The following is an 18,460-nucleotide window of genomic DNA, read 5'->3' on the forward strand; positions in this document are numbered from 1 at the left end:
ATAGGGCGGAGTCAGCGGGTAATTGAGTAATTTTACTAACCAATACCCACAAAATAATTCCATTGATGTAGCGATACTTTTAACAATAATAAACCCAAAGCCCATTTCGGATTTGCATCCGTCCTCGTACGTCTTATGGGCAATAAAAAGAGGAACTCCATCGTGTCCAGCGGTTCAGCGATTCAGCTCAGCGCACAAGGTATCAGCCAGTATTACGGTCGCTTCGCAGCGCTGGATAACGTCGACCTGGACGTTCGCCAAGGCGAGTTCCTGACGTTGCTGGGGCCTTCCGGTTCGGGCAAGACCACCTTGCTGATGATCCTCGCGGGCTTCCTCAGCCCGACGTCCGGCAAGTTGATGGAACAGGGCGTCGACATCATCAAGCGCTCGGCGGAAAAACGTAACTACGGCATGGTGTTCCAGGGGTATGCGCTGTTCCCGCACATGACGGTGGCGGACAACGTGGCCTACCCGCTGCGCATCCGCAAAGTCGCCGCCGAAGAACGCCAGCGTCGGGTCAAGCACATTCTCGAAGTGGTCGGCCTCGGCGCGCACATGCACAAGAAGCCCGCCGAAATGTCCGGCGGCCAGCAACAGCGCGTGGCGATTGCCCGGGCGCTGGTGTTCGAACCGGACCTGCTGCTGCTCGACGAGCCCCTGTCGGCACTGGACAAGAACCTGCGCGAACAGCTGCAGACCGAACTGCAACGCATCCACCGCCAGGTCGGCACCAGCTTCGTGTTCGTCACCCACGACCAGAACGAAGCCCTGGCGCTGTCATCGCGCATCGCGATTTTCAACCACGGCAAGCTGACCCAGGTCGACACTCCGGAAAACATCTACAACCGCCCCGAGAGCCGGTTTGTCGCCGAGTTCCTTGGCAAGATGAACCTGTTCCCGCTGCTGGACCTGACCCGCAACGGCCCGACCGCCAGCGGCCGCTGTGGCGACAACCTGCTGCACGCCCAGGCCCCCGCGCCCCTGAGCAAACAGCCGAGCGTGCTGGCGGTGCGTCCCGAACACATGGACCTGCACAGCGAACGCCCGAACCGCGACGGCTACAACGTGATCCCGGCGCAACTCACCGACAAGGTCTACCAGGGTTCCAGCACTCACCTGTCGCTGACGGTCGGGGGCGATGCCCTGCCGATCAACCTCTCGGTTCCCGGTAATCATCCGGGGGCCCTGATGCCCAGCGGCGCCCCGGTGTGGCTGAGCTGGCCGGTCCAGCAAAGCTTCCTGCTGCAAGCCTGACCCCTGAATTACGTGCGTCACAAAGCTCTCTCCTAACGACAACAATAGGCCCTTGTCCCAACGGACACCCGCCATCTGAGGACTTGCCCATGAGCCAGGATCATCAACGCGACTGTATTGAAGTGCTTATCGAAAAGGCCCGTGGCGGGCAGATCAACCGACGCACCTTTATCCAGGCCATGGGCCTGTTGGCGGCAGTGCCTCTGGCGCTGCGCAGCGGTATCAGTTGGTCGGCCGACAAGCCGCTGGTGGTGGTCAACTGGGGCGGCGACGCACTGACCGCCTTCCGCTCGGCCTGGACCGACACCTTCACCAAGAACACCGGAATCCAGGTGCGCATCGACGGCGCCGGCCCCACCGAGGGCGCGATCCGCTCGCAACTGGCCAGCGGTCAGCCCAGCTGGGACGTAGTCGACGTCGAGAGCTACAGCGCAATCGTCCTGGGCAAGGAAAAGATCCTGCAGCCGCTGGACTACAACGTGATCAAGCGTGACCAGGTGGCGCCGGTACTGGCCTCCGACCACGGGATCGCCAGCTACCAGTTCAGCTACGTGATGGCCTGGGACAGCGAGAAGTTCGGCGATAACGGGCCGAAAACCTGGGCCGATTTCTGGGACGTGAAGAAATTCCCTGGCAAACGCACCCTCTATAAGTGGATGAACGGCATGCTCGAAGCGGCGCTGCTGGCCGACGGCGTACCGGCCGATCAGCTCTACCCGCTGGACGTAGTGCGCGCACTGAACAAGATCGACGAGATCAAGCCCCACGTGCTGTCGTTCTGGAGTTCGGGCGCCGAAAGCCAGCAACTGATGGTCGATGGCGAAGTCTCGGTGGGCGCTATCTGGCACACCCGCGCCAAGCTGCTCAGCGAAGACACCGAAGGCCGCGTGCGCTGGAGCTTCGACAACGGCTTCATCAACTCCAGCAGTTGGGCCGTGCTGTCGGGCAACCCGGCGGGCAGCCAGCCGGCGATGCAGTTCATCCAGCATGCCCTGCAACCGCAAGGCCAGCTCAAGCTCTTCGAACTGCTGGGTAACGGGCCGTCCAACAGCGCGACCGAGAAGCTGATGTCGGCCGAACAACTGCAAGCCAACTGCGCGTCAGAAGAGAACCTGAAAAAACAGATCGCGCTCAACGCCCAGTGGTACGCCGATAACTACTCCAACGCCCTGGAGCAGTACCTCACGCGGCTGTCCAAGTGAGCCATCGATCATGACCATGACCTTGACCCTGAGCAAACCCAAGCCGCGGTTCAGTTCGCCGGCGCTGGAACGCAGCTTGCTGCTGTTCCCGCTGCCAGTGTTGCTGCTGATCTTCTACGTGCTGCCGTTTATCGGCGTGGTTGGCTGGAGTTTCTCGTTGCCGACACCGGGCCTGGACCAGTACGAACGCATCGCCACCGACCCGGCCATCCACGACATGCTCTGGCGCACCCTGCGCCTGTGCCTGACCGTCAGCGTCCTGGCCCTGGTGATCGGTTACCTGCTGGCTTACTGCTGGGTGTTCAGCCCGCCGTTCTGGCAGCGGGTGGTGGAGATCTGCATCTTCATCCCGTTCTGGATCTCGGTGCTGGTGCGGGCGTTTGGCTGGTTGATCGCCCTGCGCAGCAACGGAGTGCTCAACAATGGGCTGATGGGCATGGGCCTGATCGATCAACCGCTGCAACTGAGCCGCAACGAAATCGGGGTGGTGATCGGCATGCTCCACGTGATGATTCCGTATGCGGTGTTCCCGCTGCTGTCGAGCATGCGCCAGCTGGACCAGCGCATCCTCATGGCCTCCCGCGGCCTGGGCGCCGGGCCACTGCGCACCTTCTGGCAAGTGTTGCTGCCCCAGACCCTACCGGGAGTGCTGGGTGCCTTCATCATGGTCTTCGTGTTCTGCCTGGGCTTCTTCATTACCCCGGTACTGCTGGGTGGCGGGCAGACGGTGATGATCGCCGAGTACGTGTTCCTGCAAATGTTCCAGACCAGTAACTGGGGCCTGGGAGCTGCCTTGAGCGTGGTGCTGCTGTTGTTGGTCAGCGCATTGATCTGGGTCCTGCTGAAAATGACCCGTGTGAACCGCCTGGTAGGCTGAGGTTATCTATGAACACCCATCGTACAAGCCTGAGTACCCGCCTGCTGGCCGTGACCGCCATGGCGTTCATGCTGTTCCCGCTGCTGACGGTGATACCGGTGTCGTTCACCAGCAAGCGCTTCCTGTCGATGCCCGAGGGCAACTGGTCGCTGCGCCATTACGAGGCGCTGGTGAGCAACCCGGACTGGTTCCATGCCATCAGCCAGAGCCTGACCATTGCCTTTGCCACCAGTATCATCGCGACCCTGCTGGCGGCCAGCTTCAGCCTCGGCATCTGGTACATGCGCTCGAAACTGGCCACCGCGCTGATCGGCCTGGTGCTGTTGCCCATGGCGATCCCGCCGGTGATTTCGGCGCTGGTGCTGTACTTCATGGAAACCAAGCTCGGCCGCTTCGCCCCGGGCATGGGCTACGACACCCTGACCGGGGTGGTGATCGCCCACGTGATCATGGTGGTGCCGTACGGGGTGGTGACCATGCTCGTGGCCCTCAGCCAGATCGACCGTCGGATTGAACTGGCGTCGCGCAACCTCGGCGCCAGCCTGATGCAGACCACCTTCATGGTGATCCTGCCGAACCTCAAACTGGGCCTGGCATCCACCGCCCTGCTCGGCTTCGCCCTGTCATGGGAAGAAGTGGCGGTGACCCTGTTCATCACCAGCGTCAACGTCGACACCTTGCCCAAGCGCATCTGGAGCGGCTTGCGCGACAACGTCGACCCAAGCGTGGCCGCCATCTCGGTGCTGCTGATCAGCCTGACCCTATTGGTGCTGATTGGACGCCTGGTGGTCCAGCACCTGGTCGACAAACGAGCGCAAAGGCTTCAACACCCGTGACAACACCGCCCCGGTCCAATAGATTAGGCGGCCTGAAAAGGCCGTCGTGCTTTCTCGCCTCAATTCAAGTTTAAAGAAGTAGTGAAATTTCAATGCCAGATTCCAATACCGCTGAATTCGTAGTCACCTTGTCGTCCAAAGCGGAATACGAAAACTCCATCAATCTTTCACAACACGTGCCCCAGGCCAAAACCATCAGCGAGATGGTCCTGGACGCCTTCCACACTTCCAAGGAAAGCGACCAGATTCGCGAGCTGCGCACGGCCATCCGCCAGGCCCATGACCGCTTCGACGACGACCAGGCGTACGAACTGATGGGCCAGCTCAAGCAGCTCAAGGACGCCGAGGCCGCCGACATCGCCGCCCTCGAAGACCTGAGCAGCAAGTTCCCGATCAGCCGCATCCTGTCCAGCTTCAAGGACGACCCAAGCTTCCAGGAGCTGGTCTACGGCTTGGCCCTGAAAGTCCTCAACCAGACCCACCAGGCCATCAGCAACCCAAGCGGCAGCAAGGGCAAGGCCGCCCGCGCGAAGAAAGAAGTCGAAGTGTTCAGCATCAGCAAGGACGGCCTCACCGTGACCCTGCCCCTGCGCACCCCACGCTCGAAACCCAGCGTCGATCGCCAAGCCTATGAATTCCTCGGCTTCACCTTCGTCGGCGAAGGCGACGAACTGGAACTGGAAAACGAAACCTTCCTCGACGCCAGCGGCACCGAACAACCGGCCACCCGCAAAGCCATCATCACCGCCCTGCAACAGCAGACCGCGTTTGCCGGCTACAGCATCGCGGCCCAGTAATCGCCGAGCAAAACCAGCCCAACAAAAAGCCCCTCTCTTCGTTTGAAGGCGGGGCTTTTTGCTGGGGTGAGCGAGCGCATCGGCGGAGAAAACGCAGCGCAAGAGCGGCGAGGACCAGGTCCTCGAACGCAGCCTCGCGGGCTCGACAGCTGCTATGGGGGATTGGGGGGATTGCCGGGATCTGTGGTTTGGTGCAGATCGCCATCGCGGGCAAGCCCGCTCCCACAGAGTTATCCCACAGAGATGTTTCAGCCAGAAAAAGCAGGCCGGCCGGTAGGCCGCCTCGCCCGCCCTGACCACTCAACAGGCCGAGCGTTAGCTCGCCTGCAGCTCTTGATCTTGCTCCGCCCGCCCCATCGGCAGGCTGAGCGAAGGTGTCCATCAGGGGGGAGGCGCGGAGCGCCGTGCGGCGAAGCCGCATACATCGAGAGGAGGTGCAGCGAAGCAAACCGGAGGCGATGCCCCCGGATGGATACCGTAGCGAAGGGACCCCGAGCCTAAGCGAGGGGCCGTACGCCTGGGGCAAGCGTTTTTTTGGTTACTTTTTTTAGGCGCTTGTAAAAAAAGTGACCCGCCGTTGAACTGCCCCCCGAAAGTTGGACAGGGGACGCTATTGATTTAATGCCTGGGTCCGAAATTGTACCGGGCTCAAGCCATTCAGTCTGAGGCTTATGCGGTCTTGGTTGTAGTAGGCGATGTAATCCTCTATGCCTGATGCCAGCTGCTCCACACTCTCAAATGATTCCAGATAGAAAAACTCGCTCTTGAGCGTGCCGAAAAAGCTTTCCATGGCGGCATTGTCCAAGCAATTACCCTTGCGCGACATGCTCTGCTCGATGCTCTTTTCGGCCAGCATGTGTCGGTAGGTAGGCTGCCTGTACTGCCAACCCTGGTCAGAGTGCAGTATCGGTTTGTCCCCTTGATTCAGTCGCCCGAAGGCCTTTTCCAGCATCGTCGAAACCATCCTGAACTCGGGACGTCGGTTGATCTGGTAAGCCAGGATCTCGCCGTTGTACAAATCCATGAGAGGCGAAAGAAACAGTTTCTGCCCCTTCACCTTGAACTCCGTCACGTCGGTTGCCCATTTCTGGTTAGGGGCTTCTGCCTTAAATTCGCGCTTTAGTAGATCAGGCGCAACAAGCCCTTCAGCACCTCGGTAAGAGCGATATTTCTTCACTTTGACCAACGACTTGAGGCCCATCATCTGCATCAGCCGATGCACCTTCTTGTGATTGATCAACTCACCACTGTTTCCAAGGGTTGCGGTGATACGGCGGTAGCCGTAACGCCCCTTATGCCCGTGATAGACGCTGCGGATGCGATCTTTAAGGTCGGCATGCTTGTCGGTTAGCAGTGTTTTGCTTTGATAATAGAAGGTACTGCGTGCAAGTCCCGCAGCACGTAGCAACAGAGCAAGTGGATACTCATGCCTCAATCCTTGGACGGACTGCGTTTTTTTGGCTGCGCAGTACGGGGATCCGCTTGGATTAAGGCATCGAGCTTTTTTAGATAGGCATTCTCCGCGCGCAGATAGGCCAGTTCTGCGAGCATTTGTTCAGAGGTCAGCTCTGCGTCCGCAGGAAGAACAGGACTTGCTTTGGGTTGCCTAGAAGGTTTGCGGGGCATGCTGGACTCTTTAAGACGATGCGGTTGTAGTGCTTCTACACCGCCTTCATCGTACAGCTTTCGCCACTGCCTGATACTACTTGGACCACGGATATCAAACCGTATACAGGCCTGTTGGTCCGACAGTCCATCTTGTTCGATGCACTGCAAAACCTTCAATTTAAACTGGGCATCGTAATGGCTGTACTTGGCAATCAAGCCAGAGGCACCGTGTTTTTCAAAACCCTTGATCCAGCGCCGCAGCAGCGATGGACTCAAGCCATGCTTGAGGGCCACCTCATGAACGCTACTGGCAGACAAACACTCTTCAATCAGTGATTGCTTGAGTGCTAGGTTGTATTTCGTCATGGAACACCCTCCCGAGGGGTCAGGTGTCCAACATTCGGGGGGCAGTTCACGTAAGGGCGGAACCATTAGCCGCCATCACCACAGCAACGGATATGCCCCCCCAACAAAAAGCCCCGCTCTTCTCACAAAGGCGGGGCTCCAGTTACAGCGGCAAACCTCAAGGCGCGTAAGTCAGCAACAACTCACTCGGCACCTTGAAATCCAACGACATCATCACGCTCAACGCAGTGATGGTGAAGATCGAGAACACAAACAGCTTGCGTGCCCACACCGTGTCATCCACCGCCTTGTAGCCGGTCCAGGCCATATACAACCAGTACATGCCCATGGCCGCCGCAACCGCGAGATAACTCATCCCCGCATAACCACTGAAGGTCAGCATCAAGGTCGCCACCAGGAACGCCAGGATGTAGAGCAGGATATGCCGCTTCGCCACCTGGATCCCACGCTTGACCGGCAACACCGGAATCGATGCCGCCAGGTAGTCGTTGAAACGGAAGATCGCGATCGCATAGGAATGCGGCATCTGCCACAGGCTGAACATCACCAGCAGGGTCAGCGCAGCCATGTCGAAGCTGTTGCTCACGGCCACATAACCGATCACCGGCGGCATCGCCCCCGACAGACTGCCCACCAGCGTGCCGTGTACCGACTTGCGCTTGAGATACAGGCTGTAGAAGCCGACATAGATGACAAACCCGATCACCGCGAACAGCGCCGCCAACGGGTTGGCCACCTTGTACAGCAGGGCCACGCCAGCAACACCCAGGACAGTCGCGTAGACCAGTGCCAGTTTCAGGGAGATCAGGCCCTGCACCAGCACCCGGTTCTTGGTGCGCTCCATCTTCAGGTCGATGTCACGGTCGATGCAGTTGTTGAACACGCAACCCGAGGCCACCACCAGGGACGTGCCGATCATCGCGGCCAGGAAAATGGCCAGATCGACATGCCCCTTCGAGGCCAGGAAAAATCCGCCTGCCACAGAAAGCACGTTACCGAAAATGATCCCCGGTTTGGTGATTTGGATAAAGTGCTTAAAGGACATCCGGACTTACCTCACTTCGCCATCATGAAGGTGTGGATGCTGAACATGATCCACAGCGACAGACCCACCAGCAGGACAATTACCAGTGCGGCGAAGACAAACGCGATCACGTTGTTACGCTGAGCCTGCGAACGATCCAGGTGGAGGAAGTACACCAGGTGCACCAGCACCTGGATCACGGCGAATGCCAGGACGATCCACAAGGTGATCGACTTCGGCAGCGATGGGTACATCACCAGGCCGAAAGGAATCACCGTCAGGATGACCGACAGGATGAAGCCGATGGCGTAGGACTTGACGCTGCCGTGACCGGCGTCGTCGTGGGAATGTGATGTGTTAGCCATTTACATAGTCCCCATCAGATAAACAACGGTGAATACGCAGATCCACACGACGTCCAGGAAGTGCCAGAACAGGCTCAGGCAGCTCAGACGGGTCTTGTTGGTCGCCGTCAGGCCGTTTTTCTGCACCTGGTACATCATGATCGCCATCCAGATCAGACCGCTGGTCACGTGCAGACCGTGGGTACCGACCAGGGTGAAGAACCCGGACAGGAAGCCGGAACGGCTAGGGCCGTAGCCTTCGGAGATCAGCAGGTGGAACTCGTTGATCTCCATGGCGATAAAGCCGGCGCCGAACATGAAGGTCATGGCCAACCAGCCCAGGACCTGGCTCTTCTTGCCCTTGAACAACGCCAGCATGGCGAAGCCGTAGGTGATCGAACTGAACAGCAGCAGAGCGGTTTCGCCCAGTACATACGGCAGTTCGAAGATGTCGTGGCCCGACGGGCCACCGGCGACGTTGTTTACCAGTACCGCGTATACCGCGAAGATCGACGCAAACAGGATGCAGTCGGTCATCAGGTAGAGCCAGAAGCCGTATACGGTCATCTCGCCCGAGTCGTGGTGATGGTCATCATGCCCATGTCCATCGACATGGGTGTGTCCAGCATTGGTCACTAAGTTCGACATGGTTTAAGCCTGTTCCAACGAGGTTTCAACACGGGTGGCGGTGGCTGGAACTTTCCCGGCCGCTACCAGACGCTTGTGCTGCTCGGCTTCGATGCGCTCGATCACGTCGACCGGCACCATATAGCCCTGATCATCACGCGCAGCGTGGATCACGAAGTACACCACGGTGCCGACCAGACCGAAGGCGGCCAGCCACCAGATGTGCCAGATCATCGCGAAACCGAACACTGTCAACAGTGCGCCCATGACCACACCGGTGGCGGTGTTGTTTGGCATGTGGATCGGTTCGTAACGGCTTGGCGCCTGGTACGCAGTACCGTTTTCCTTGGCTTCGGTGAACGGATCGATCACATCGGCTTTTGGCAGTACGGCGAAGTTGTAGAACGGTGGTGGCGAGGAGGTCGACCATTCCAGGGTGTGGGCATTCCACGGGTCACCGTGTTCGCACATGTTTTCTGGCTTGTTGCGATCACGCACGCTGACGTACAGCTGGATCAACTGGCAGGCGATGCCGACAGCGATCATCACGGCGCCGAACATGGCGACGTACAGGTACGGCACCCATTCCGGGTTGGTGGTGGCGTTCAGGCGACGGGTCATGCCCATGAAGCCCAGGACGTAGAGCGGCATGAATGCGACGAAGAAGCCGGTGATCCAGAACCAGAATGCAGCCTTGCCCCAGCCTTCGTGCAGCTTGAAGCCGAACGCTTTCGGGAAGTAGAAGCCAAAACCTGCGATGTAGCCGAACACGGCGCCGCCGATGATCACGTTGTGGAAGTGCGCGATCACGAACAGGCTGTTGTGCAGGACGAAGTCAGCACCCGGGATGGCCAGCAGTACGCCGGTCATGCCGCCGATGGCGAAGGTCACCATGAAGCCCAGGGTCCACAGCACTTGGCTGGTGAAACGCAGGCGGCCCTGGTAGATGGTGAACAGCCAGTTGAATAGCTTCACACCCGTGGGGATCGAAATCAGCATCGTCGCCAGGCCGAAGAAGGCGTTGACGCTGGCACCCGAACCCATGGTGAAGAAGTGGTGCAGCCAGACCATGAAGCCGAGGATCGAGATCGCGCCCGAAGCGTAGATCATCGAGTGGTGGCCGAACAGTTTCTTGCCAGTGAAGGTCGAGATGACTTCGGAGAAGATCCCGAACGCCGGCAGAATCAGGATGTACACCTCGGGGTGACCCCAGGCCCAGAACAGGTTGACGTACATCATCGGATTGCCACCAAGTTCATTGGTGAAAATGTGGAAATCCATGTAACGGTCAAGCGTCAGCAGTGCCAGGGTAGCGGTCAGGATCGGGAACGAAGCGACGATCAGGACGTTGGCCCAGGTGCAGGTCCAGGTGAAGATCGGCATGTCCATCAGCTTCATGCCCGGGGTACGCATTTTCAGCACGGTAGCCAGGAAGTTGACCCCCGTCAGCGTCGTACCTAGCCCGGATAGCTGTAGCGCCCAGATGTAGTAATCCATCCCCACGCCCGGACTGTATTGCAGGCCCGACAGCGGCGGATAGGCAACCCAACCGGTCTTGGCGAATTCGCCAACGCCCAGGGACAGGTTGATCAGCACCACGCCGGAAACCAGCAACCAGAAGCTCAAGGAGTTCAGGAACGGGAAGGCAACGTCACGCGCGCCGATCTGCAGCGGCACTGCAAGGTTCATCAGGCCGGTGAAGAATGGCATCGCCATGAAGATGATCATGATCACACCGTGAGCGGTGAAGATCTGGTCATAGTGTTCAGGAGGCAGGTAGCCCGGCGAACCCTCGGTGGCCATGGCCAACTGGGTACGCATCATGATGGCGTCGGCAAAACCGCGCAGCAGCATGACCATGGCGACGATGATGTACATCACGCCAATTTTCTTGTGGTCGACCGAGGTCAACCACTCGGTCCACAGGTAGGTCCACTTCTTGAAGTAGGTGATTGCAGCGAACAGCGCCAGACCACCGAGCGCGATCATGGCGATGGTAATCATCACGATCGGTTCGTGGAACGGGACCGCTTCCCAACTTAATTTACCAAACATCGTTTACTCCTCTGCCCCGGCAGCTGAATGCGATTCCATGTCCGTAGCGGCCACTTCTTTCTCTTTCTTCTCGTGCTTGACCTTCGGACCCGGTTTCATCCCTTCGTACTTGTCGACGATGATCTGGAACAGGTTCGGCGTAACCGAGGAGTAGAGCTCGACTGGGTTGTTCTGGCTCTGCTTGGAAAGGGCTGCGTATTCAGCTTGTTCAAGCTGTTTAGGTGCCTTTTTGACTTCGCTTACCCAGGCGTCGAACTCTTCCTGGGTGGTGGCGATTGCCTTGAATTTCATACCGGTGAAACCAGCGCCGCTGTAGTTGGCGGAGATACCGTCCATTTCAGCGTTCTGGTTGGCGATCAGGTGCAGCTTGGTCTGCATGCCCGCCATCGCGTAGATCTGGCCGCCCAGGCCCGGGATGAAGAACGAGTTCATCACGGCGTCCGAGGTCACCTTGAAGTTGATTGGCGTGTGCGCCGGGAACACGATCTTGTTGACCGTGGCGATGCCTTGTTCCGGGTAGATGAACAGCCACTTCCAGTCCAGCGCGACCACTTCGATGGTCACAGGCTTAACGTCGGACTCCAGCGGACGGTACGGGTCCAGGGCGTGGGTCGATTTGTAGGTGACGTAACCCAGGGCAATGATGATCAGAACCGGGACAGCCCACACTGCGATTTCGATCTTGGTGGAGTGGTTCCACTTAGGCGTGTAGGTGGCGCTGGTGTTGGACGCACGGTACTTCCAGGCGAACAGGAAGGTCATGACGATGACCGGAACCACGACCAGGAGCATCAGCAGCGTTGCGGTGATGATCAGGTTTCGCTCGTCCAGGCCGACCTGGCCCTTGGGATCGAGCAAGGTCATGTTGCAGCCTCCCAGCAACAGCGTGCCGAGCAGCGGCAATAAGCCTAGTAGTCTGGGGTACCTGTTTTTACTCATCTCACGACCTCTAAAGCAGCTTGCGCAATGCAGTTGGGTTTCGATCGCCAACACTTCACCCTGCCAAGGGTTGGCATTTTTCTTGGATTGAATAAGGGCTTGCCCGTCACGCGTTAAACGCTGATTGACACATCCTGGGCCAGCGGTGAGTTCTTATTCGAATTCGTGGTCAAAGGCCTTGTTACAGACCAATTCCATTTGGTGCGGATAATTGGAAAGGCACCGACACCTGGGGTCGCACGAAGCTATCGAACCGCTCCTCGACCACCCTTCTCTGCTCAGGGGTGAGCAGTGCCGGAATTTCAGTGCGGGCGATTGTAGATATGTAACGTTTTATAAACCATGTCTCATCTCGAAATAATTTTTATCGGATACGGCAACAATCATTAACCAATCCTGTAAAGATTGCCGATTTTATCGCGATTCATTCTCAACAAGAACCCCAAAAATTGTAGGCCTACTGTGCGCAGTTCAGACAGCTTCCAGGCCCCAGCTCGGTCCGCCATGCTCGCCAAAGCCCCCTTTTCACAAGGCCTGTGGCGATTCGCCGAAGCCTGTTAAAACTGCCTGTCGCGGCATTCTTGCTGGCTTTTGGCCAAGACCGGTGCCGGGCAGATCTTTGTATCTTTTCATGCCAAAACACGAAGCTTGAAATGAGTTGCGACACTTGAGCTGTGACAACATGTCGCACACTCGCCGCACCCTCGATTGCCCCACATCACGAACTTTTTACTGGCGCGCTGAAACGTCAAACGCCCCGGCCTCTTTCGAGGACCAGGGCGTTTTTTGTGCAACGACGGTGGTTGAGGGTGTCGGCCTCAGTTCAGCTGTTTGCGGTTGCGCGAAACCAGCAGCGGCACCAGGACCACGGTCAGGACGAAGGCCACCAGGGCCCATTGCGCCAGCGACAGGCCAAGGATCGGCGGATAAGGCGTGGAGCAGAAACCGTCGACCTGGAAGCCCAGCGGGAAGATCTTCGCCAGTGGCAAACCATCGACAATCGGCTGCAGCACATCAATACCGCAGCTCACCGATGGATAGAACTGGGTGTAGACGTGATGGGCCGCGGTGCCCGCCCCTGCCAGGGCAAAGATCACCACCAGGGTCTCGAACACCGTGATGCTGCGTCGGGTGCGCATGGCCGCGCCGGCGAACGCACTGAGAGCGATCAGCAGCAATGCATAACGCTGCAGGATGCACAGTGGGCACGGGGCTTCGCCCAGCACGATCTGCATGTACAGCGCGCCCCCGATCAGCGCCAGGCAGATGATGCCCAACAACACCAGAAAGCGCCGCTCACGGCCCAGGCGCATCGAATCCTCGTTCATTCCCGTTTCCTTCGTCATAAATCAGGCTATGGCCGCCAGTTTACACGCCAGGCGTGCGTATGCAGCACGTGGCGTGGTATCGGACCTTTCGCTGGGAATTAACGGTGGAGGGTATTAACAGCGGATTAACCCGTGGAATCTGTGTTGACGCGCATGACGCCATCGCGAGCAAGCTCGCACAGTGAATCTGTGGGACCAGGCCAGGCGGCGCTCCGCTTGCCCGGGATGGCGGTGGGTCAGGGGGCATAAATGTTGGCTATGCCGGCCTCATCGCGGGCAAGCCCGCTCCCACAAAGATACTCCAACGCAGGAAAGCAGGCCGACCGGCAGGTCGCCGTGCTTTTGCTCTTGATCCACCCGCCCCATCGGCAGGCTGAGCGAAGGTGTCCATCAGGGGGGAGGCGCGGAGCGCCGTGCGGCGAAGCCGCATACATCGAGAGGAGGTGCAGCGAAGCAAACCGGAGGCGATGCCCCCGGATGGATACCGTAGCGAGGGGCCGAACGCCTGGGGCAAAGACCTTTGGTTACTTTGGGGCGTTTGCCAAAGTGACCCGCCGTTGAACTGCCCCCCGAAAGTTGGACAGGGGACGCTATTGATTTAATGCCTGGGTCCGAAATTGTACCGGGCTCAAGCCATTCAGTCTGAGGCTTATGCGGTCTTGGTTGTAGTAGGCGATGTAATCCTCTATGCCTGATGCCAGCTGCTCCACACTCTCAAATGATTCCAGATAGAAAAACTCGCTCTTGAGCGTGCCGAAAAAGCTTTCCATGGCGGCATTGTCCAAGCAATTACCCTTGCGCGACATGCTCTGCTCGATGCTCTTTTCGGCCAGCATGTGTCGGTAGGTAGGCTGCCTGTACTGCCAACCCTGGTCAGAGTGCAGTATCGGTTTGTCCCCTTGATTCAGTCGCCCGAAGGCCTTTTCCAGCATCGTCGAAACCATCCTGAACTCGGGACGTCGGTTGATCTGGTAAGCCAGGATCTCGCCGTTGTACAAATCCATGAGAGGCGAAAGAAACAGTTTCTGCCCCTTCACCTTGAACTCCGTCACGTCGGTTGCCCATTTCTGGTTAGGGGCTTCTGCCTTAAATTCGCGCTTTAGTAGATCAGGCGCAACAAGCCCTTCAGCACCTCGGTAAGAGCGATATTTCTTCACTTTGACCAACGACTTGAGGCCCATCATCTGCATCAGCCGATGCACCTTCTTGTGATTGATCAACTCACCACTGTTTCCAAGGGTTGCGGTGATACGGCGGTAGCCGTAACGCCCCTTATGCCCGTGATAGACGCTGCGGATGCGATCTTTAAGGTCGGCATGCTTGTCGGTTAGCAGTGTTTTGCTTTGATAATAGAAGGTACTGCGTGCAAGTCCCGCAGCACGTAGCAACAGAGCAAGTGGATACTCATGCCTCAATCCTTGGACGGACTGCGTTTTTTTGGCTGCGCAGTACGGGGATCCGCTTGGATTAAGGCATCGAGCTTTTTTAGATAGGCATTCTCCGCGCGCAGATAGGCCAGTTCTGCGAGCATTTGTTCAGAGGTCAGCTCTGCGTCCGCAGGAAGAACAGGACTTGCTTTGGGTTGCCTAGAAGGTTTGCGGGGCATGCTGGACTCTTTAAGACGATGCGGTTGTAGTGCTTCTACACCGCCTTCATCGTACAGCTTTCGCCACTGCCTGATACTACTTGGACCACGGATATCAAACCGTATACAGGCCTGTTGGTCCGACAGTCCATCTTGTTCGATGCACTGCAAAACCTTCAATTTAAACTGGGCATCGTAATGGCTGTACTTGGCAATCAAGCCAGAGGCACCGTGTTTTTCAAAACCCTTGATCCAGCGCCGCAGCAGCGATGGACTCAAGCCATGCTTGAGGGCCACCTCATGAACGCTACTGGCAGACAAACACTCTTCAATCAGTGATTGCTTGAGTGCTAGGTTGTATTTCGTCATGGAACACCCTCCCGAGGGGTCAGGTGTCCAACATTCGGGGGGCAGTTCACGTAAGGGCGGAACCATTAGCCGCCACAACCGCAGCAATGGATATACCTCAAATCCAAGATCAAAAGATCACAACCTTCAGCAGCTCCCACAGACCCTCAACACCATAGAATCTCCCACAATTGACCTTGCCTCGACTAAAGACTGGTGGAAGCGAGCCTGCCCGCGATAGGGGCGACTCGGTCTGACCAAATCGCCCCTTTGCCGTTACTCCAGCGCCGCAGCCGGCCCAAAGAACTCGTAACGGCTCTGGCTCTCTGGCACACCCAACGCCTTGAGGTGACGCTTGATCGCCGCCATGAAACCCTTGGGCCCCAGGAAGTAGGCATCCAGGTCCCGTTGCTCGGGCAACCAGTTGCCCAACTGCTCCTGGCTCAGCAACCCGACCTGGTCAGCCGCCGGGCTGACCCCGTCATCTTCGGCGTAGCAGTAGAAGCGCTTGAGTTGCGGATGACGCGCGGCCAGGGCGTCGATCCAGTCACGGAAGGCATGCACCCCGCCGTTGCGCGCGCAATGGATAAAGTGCACCGGCCGCTCGGTTGCCAGGGCCGCTTCGAGCATGGCCAGGGTCGGGGTGATGCCCACCCCGCCGCTGATCAGCACTAGCGGCTTGTCGCTGGCCGTCAGGGTAAAGTCGCCAGCAGGCGGGAACAGCTCGATGCGGGCGCCGACCTGGAACTGGTCATGCAGGTAATTCGAAGCGCGGCCGCCGGCTTCGCGCTTGACGCTGATGCGGTACTGGCCGTCGGTACCCAGGGACGACAGCGAGTAGTTGCGACGAATCTCTTCACCGTCCAGCAGCAGCTTCATGCCGATGTACTGGCCTGGCTCTGCGGCAAGGATCGGGCCCTTGTCCGCGGGTTCAAAGTAGAACGAGGTGATTTCCGCGCTCTCCTCGACCCGCTGGGCCAGGATGAACTCGCGCGCCCCGCGCCAACCGCCGACAGCTTCGGCTTTCTGGTCGTAGATCGCGGCTTCGGCACCGATCAGGATCTCAGCCAGTTGGCCATAGGCCGCGCCCCAGGCATTCATCACTTCGGGCGTGGCGATCTCGTCACCGAGCACTTCACTGATGGCGCGCAACAGGCAGCTGCCAACAATCGGATAGTGCTCAGGAAGAATCTGCAGGGCCACATGCTTGTTGATGATCTTCGCCACCAGATCGCCCAACTGGTCGAGCTGGTCGATGTGCCGGGCGTACATCAGCACGCCATTGGCCAGGGCCCGGGGCTGGTCGCCGCTGGCCTGGTGCGCCTGGTTGAACAGCGGGCGCACTTGCGGGTATTCGCTGAGCATCATGCGGTAAAAGTGGGTGATCAGGGCTTCACCACCGCTTTCCAGCAGTGGCACAGTGGATTTGACGATGGCACGGTCTTGAGCGCTAAGCATAAGGGGATGAACTCCTGAACGACTGCTTTTAATGGATTACCCTTTGGGTATCAGTTTCCATGCCAAGAATTAAATCGTTATAAATCAATGGTTTGATTAATATGTAGTCATAACGACCCTTGGGGTTTTATAGTCACCTCGACTACATGGAGTCAATATGACTGCAAAATCCCTGCTGACCACCCTGCTGCCGCTGGTCTCTGACCTGTCCCGCGAACTGCCCGAAGGTGAGCGCTACCGGCGCCTGCTGGAAGCCATGCGTGCCCTGCTGCCCTGCGATGCCGCCGCCCTGCTGCGCCTGGATGGCGAATGGCTGGTGCCGCTGGCCGTCGACGGCTTGAGTACCGACACCCTGGGCCGGCGCTTCAAGGTCAGCGAGCACCCGCGCTTCGAGGCGCTGCTCAGCAGCCCTGGCCCGACACGCTTTGCCGCCGACAGCGAGCTGCCGGACCCTTATGACGGCCTGGTCGATGGCCTCGACGAGCACCTGGAGGTCCACGACTGCATGGGCTGCCCGCTGTTTATCGATGAGCGGCCCTGGGGCTTGCTGACCCTGGATGCGCTGGACCCGGAACGCTTCGAACCCATCGAACTGGATGCCCTGCAGGCCTTCGCCAGCCTGGCAGCCGCCACGGTCAACGCCGCCGAGCGCATTGAGCGGCTGGCCAATCGGGTCGAAGACGAACACCAGCGGGCCGAGGTCTATCGGCAGGCCAGCGGCCAGCAGGACCGCGAAATGATCGGCCAGAGCAAGGCGCACAAGCGCCTGGTGGAGGAGATCAAACTGGTGGGCGGCAGCGACCTGACGGTGCTGATCACCGGGGAAACCGGGGTCGGCAAGGAGCTGGTGGCCCAGGCAATTCACGCCGCATCAGCGCGGGCCCACAAGCCGATCATCAGCCTCAACTGCGCCGCCCTGCCCGATACCCTGGTGGAGAGCGAGCTGTTCGGCCATGTGCGCGGGGCCTTCACCGGCGCCACCAGTGACCGCCGCGGCAAATTTGAACTGGCCAATGGCGGCACCCTGTTTCTCGACGAAGTCGGCGAGTTGTCCCTGACAGTGCAGGCCAAGTTGCTGCGCGTCCTGCAAAGCGGCCAGCTGCAGCGCCTGGGGTCGGACAAGGAGCATCAGGTCGACGTGCGCCTGATCGCCGCCACCAACCGCGACCTCGCCGAAGAAGTGCGCAGTGGCCGCTACCGCGCCGACTTCTATCATCGCCTGAGCGTGTATCCACTGCTGGTGCCGGCCCTGCGTGATCGCGGGCGCGATGTGCTGCTGCTCAGTGGCTATTTCCTCGAACAGAATCGCTCGCGCATGGGCCTCAACAGCCTGCGCCTGTCCAGCGATGCCCAGGCCGCGCTGCTGGCTTACAGCTGGCCGGGCAATGTCCGCGAACTGGAACACCTGATCGGCCGCAGTGCCTTGAAGGCGCTGGGCAATTCCCGCGAGCGGCCGAAGATCCTCAGCCTCAGTGCGATCGACCTGGACTTGCCCCACGACGCCCTTGAGATCAGCGCAGTGCCTGCGCCCGCCGCACCTGCGCCAGCATTGGAGATGAACGGCGACCTGCGCCAGGCCACCGAGCAGTACCAGCGCCAACTGATCAGCGCGTGCCTGGAGCGCCACCAGCACAACTGGGCCAGCGCCGCCCGCGAACTGGGCCTGGACCGGGCGAACCTGGGGCGAATGGCCAAGCGGCTGGGCATGAAGTGATCGCCCCCAACGGTATTGCCAAGCCAAATGAACGTCCTGCAGCCGTTGACGCAGCCTCGCGGGCTCGGCAGCGGCGACAAAGGTTGTACCGGTCCTAA

15 protein-coding genes are annotated in these 18,460 nt (G+C 59.0%); 6 read left to right on the top strand and 9 right to left on the bottom strand.

What is annotated here, in order from left to right; translation table 11 throughout:
* The first annotated feature begins 162 nt into the window (after window positions 1-162).
* From PspS04_RS22515 to PspS04_RS22535, 5 genes are all read left to right on the top strand, one after another.
* Complete coding sequence (locus PspS04_RS22515; RefSeq protein ID WP_095168907.1) at window positions 163-1,254, top strand: ABC transporter ATP-binding protein; 1,092 nt, start codon at window positions 163-165, stop codon at window positions 1,252-1,254.
* Window positions 1,255-1,343: 89 nt separating this feature from the next.
* Window positions 1,344-2,456, top strand: a complete 1,113-nt coding sequence (locus PspS04_RS22520; RefSeq protein WP_095168908.1) for an ABC transporter substrate-binding protein — start codon at window positions 1,344-1,346, stop codon at window positions 2,454-2,456.
* Between the two features lie 10 nt (window positions 2,457-2,466).
* Window positions 2,467-3,333 carry an ABC transporter permease gene (locus PspS04_RS22525; protein WP_095168909.1) on the top strand — a complete coding sequence of 289 codons (867 nt, stop codon included), beginning with the start codon at window positions 2,467-2,469 and terminating at the stop codon, window positions 3,331-3,333.
* Window positions 3,334-3,341: 8 nt separating this feature from the next.
* Complete coding sequence (locus PspS04_RS22530; protein ID WP_159997861.1) at window positions 3,342-4,169, top strand: ABC transporter permease; 828 nt, start codon at window positions 3,342-3,344, stop codon at window positions 4,167-4,169.
* Between the two features lie 92 nt (window positions 4,170-4,261).
* On the top strand, window positions 4,262-4,966 hold the full coding sequence (locus tag PspS04_RS22535; RefSeq protein ID WP_159997863.1) for a hypothetical protein: 705 nt from the start codon (window positions 4,262-4,264) through the stop codon (window positions 4,964-4,966).
* A gap of 610 nt (window positions 4,967-5,576) precedes the next feature.
* Here PspS04_RS22535 and PspS04_RS22540 read toward each other — a convergent pair.
* The 9 genes from PspS04_RS22540 to hmpA form a co-directional block, all read right to left on the bottom strand.
* Window positions 5,577-6,940, bottom strand: a protein-coding gene (locus PspS04_RS22540; RefSeq protein WP_159993877.1) for an IS3 family transposase whose coding sequence is annotated in 2 segments (ribosomal slippage) — window positions 5,577-6,475 and window positions 6,475-6,940 — 1,365 coding nt in all. Because the reading frame shifts where the segments join, the coding sequence is not laid out codon by codon here.
* Window positions 6,941-7,097: 157 nt separating this feature from the next.
* Window positions 7,098-7,985, bottom strand: a complete 888-nt coding sequence (gene cyoE, locus PspS04_RS22545; RefSeq protein ID WP_095168912.1) for a heme o synthase — start codon at window positions 7,983-7,985, stop codon at window positions 7,098-7,100.
* 11 nt (window positions 7,986-7,996) lie between these two features.
* Window positions 7,997-8,329 (bottom strand): cytochrome o ubiquinol oxidase subunit IV, encoded by a 333-nt coding sequence (cyoD, locus tag PspS04_RS22550; protein ID WP_095168913.1) that lies wholly within the window; start codon window positions 8,327-8,329, stop codon window positions 7,997-7,999.
* Window positions 8,330-8,956, bottom strand: a complete 627-nt coding sequence (locus tag PspS04_RS22555; RefSeq protein WP_095168914.1) for a cytochrome o ubiquinol oxidase subunit III — start codon at window positions 8,954-8,956, stop codon at window positions 8,330-8,332.
* A 3-nt stretch (window positions 8,957-8,959) separates the two neighbouring features.
* Window positions 8,960-10,990 (bottom strand): cytochrome o ubiquinol oxidase subunit I, encoded by a 2,031-nt coding sequence (gene cyoB, locus PspS04_RS22560; protein ID WP_095168915.1) that lies wholly within the window; start codon window positions 10,988-10,990, stop codon window positions 8,960-8,962.
* Between the two features lie 3 nt (window positions 10,991-10,993).
* Window positions 10,994-11,929, bottom strand: a complete 936-nt coding sequence (gene cyoA / locus PspS04_RS22565) for a ubiquinol oxidase subunit II (protein ID WP_095168916.1) — start codon at window positions 11,927-11,929, stop codon at window positions 10,994-10,996.
* An 818-nt stretch (window positions 11,930-12,747) separates the two neighbouring features.
* Complete coding sequence (locus PspS04_RS22570; RefSeq protein ID WP_095168917.1) at window positions 12,748-13,257, bottom strand: disulfide bond formation protein B; 510 nt, start codon at window positions 13,255-13,257, stop codon at window positions 12,748-12,750.
* A 590-nt stretch (window positions 13,258-13,847) separates the two neighbouring features.
* A protein-coding gene (locus PspS04_RS22575) for an IS3 family transposase (RefSeq protein ID WP_159993877.1) occupies window positions 13,848-15,211 on the bottom strand; the annotation gives its coding sequence in 2 pieces (ribosomal slippage) (window positions 13,848-14,746 and window positions 14,746-15,211; 1,365 coding nt in all).
* Between the two features lie 255 nt (window positions 15,212-15,466).
* A complete protein-coding gene (gene hmpA / locus PspS04_RS22580; protein WP_159997865.1) occupies window positions 15,467-16,648 on the bottom strand; it encodes an NO-inducible flavohemoprotein in 1,182 nt (393 codons plus the stop codon).
* 157 nt (window positions 16,649-16,805) lie between these two features.
* Between hmpA and norR the strand changes: the two genes are divergently transcribed.
* A complete protein-coding gene (norR, locus tag PspS04_RS22585; protein WP_159997867.1) occupies window positions 16,806-18,362 on the top strand; it encodes a nitric oxide reductase transcriptional regulator NorR in 1,557 nt (518 codons plus the stop codon).
* The last annotated feature ends 98 nt before the right edge of the window (window positions 18,363-18,460 follow it).

The sequence above is a fragment of the Pseudomonas sp. S04 genome (genome assembly GCF_009834545.1).
Lineage (GTDB): Bacteria > Pseudomonadota > Gammaproteobacteria > Pseudomonadales > Pseudomonadaceae > Aquipseudomonas.

Coding starts and splice junctions, on each gene's coding strand:
- PspS04_RS22530 (WP_159997861.1), top strand. CDS start 3,342: ATGAACACCCATCGTACAAGCCTGAGTACCCGCCTGCTGGCCGTGACC.
- norR (WP_159997867.1), top strand. CDS start 16,806: ATGACTGCAAAATCCCTGCTGACCACCCTGCTGCCGCTGGTCTCTGAC.
- cyoB (WP_095168915.1), bottom strand. CDS start 10,990: ATGTTTGGTAAATTAAGTTGGGAAGCGGTCCCGTTCCACGAACCGATC.
- cyoE (WP_095168912.1), bottom strand. CDS start 7,985: ATGTCCTTTAAGCACTTTATCCAAATCACCAAACCGGGGATCATTTTC.
- PspS04_RS22520 (WP_095168908.1), top strand. CDS start 1,344: ATGAGCCAGGATCATCAACGCGACTGTATTGAAGTGCTTATCGAAAAG.
- cyoA (WP_095168916.1), bottom strand. CDS start 11,929: ATGAGTAAAAACAGGTACCCCAGACTACTAGGCTTATTGCCGCTGCTC.
- PspS04_RS22555 (WP_095168914.1), bottom strand. CDS start 8,956: ATGTCGAACTTAGTGACCAATGCTGGACACACCCATGTCGATGGACAT.
- PspS04_RS22525 (WP_095168909.1), top strand. CDS start 2,467: ATGACCATGACCTTGACCCTGAGCAAACCCAAGCCGCGGTTCAGTTCG.
- hmpA (WP_159997865.1), bottom strand. CDS start 16,648: ATGCTTAGCGCTCAAGACCGTGCCATCGTCAAATCCACTGTGCCACTG.
- cyoD (WP_095168913.1), bottom strand. CDS start 8,329: ATGGCTAACACATCACATTCCCACGACGACGCCGGTCACGGCAGCGTC.
- PspS04_RS22570 (WP_095168917.1), bottom strand. CDS start 13,257: ATGAACGAGGATTCGATGCGCCTGGGCCGTGAGCGGCGCTTTCTGGTG.
- PspS04_RS22535 (WP_159997863.1), top strand. CDS start 4,262: ATGCCAGATTCCAATACCGCTGAATTCGTAGTCACCTTGTCGTCCAAA.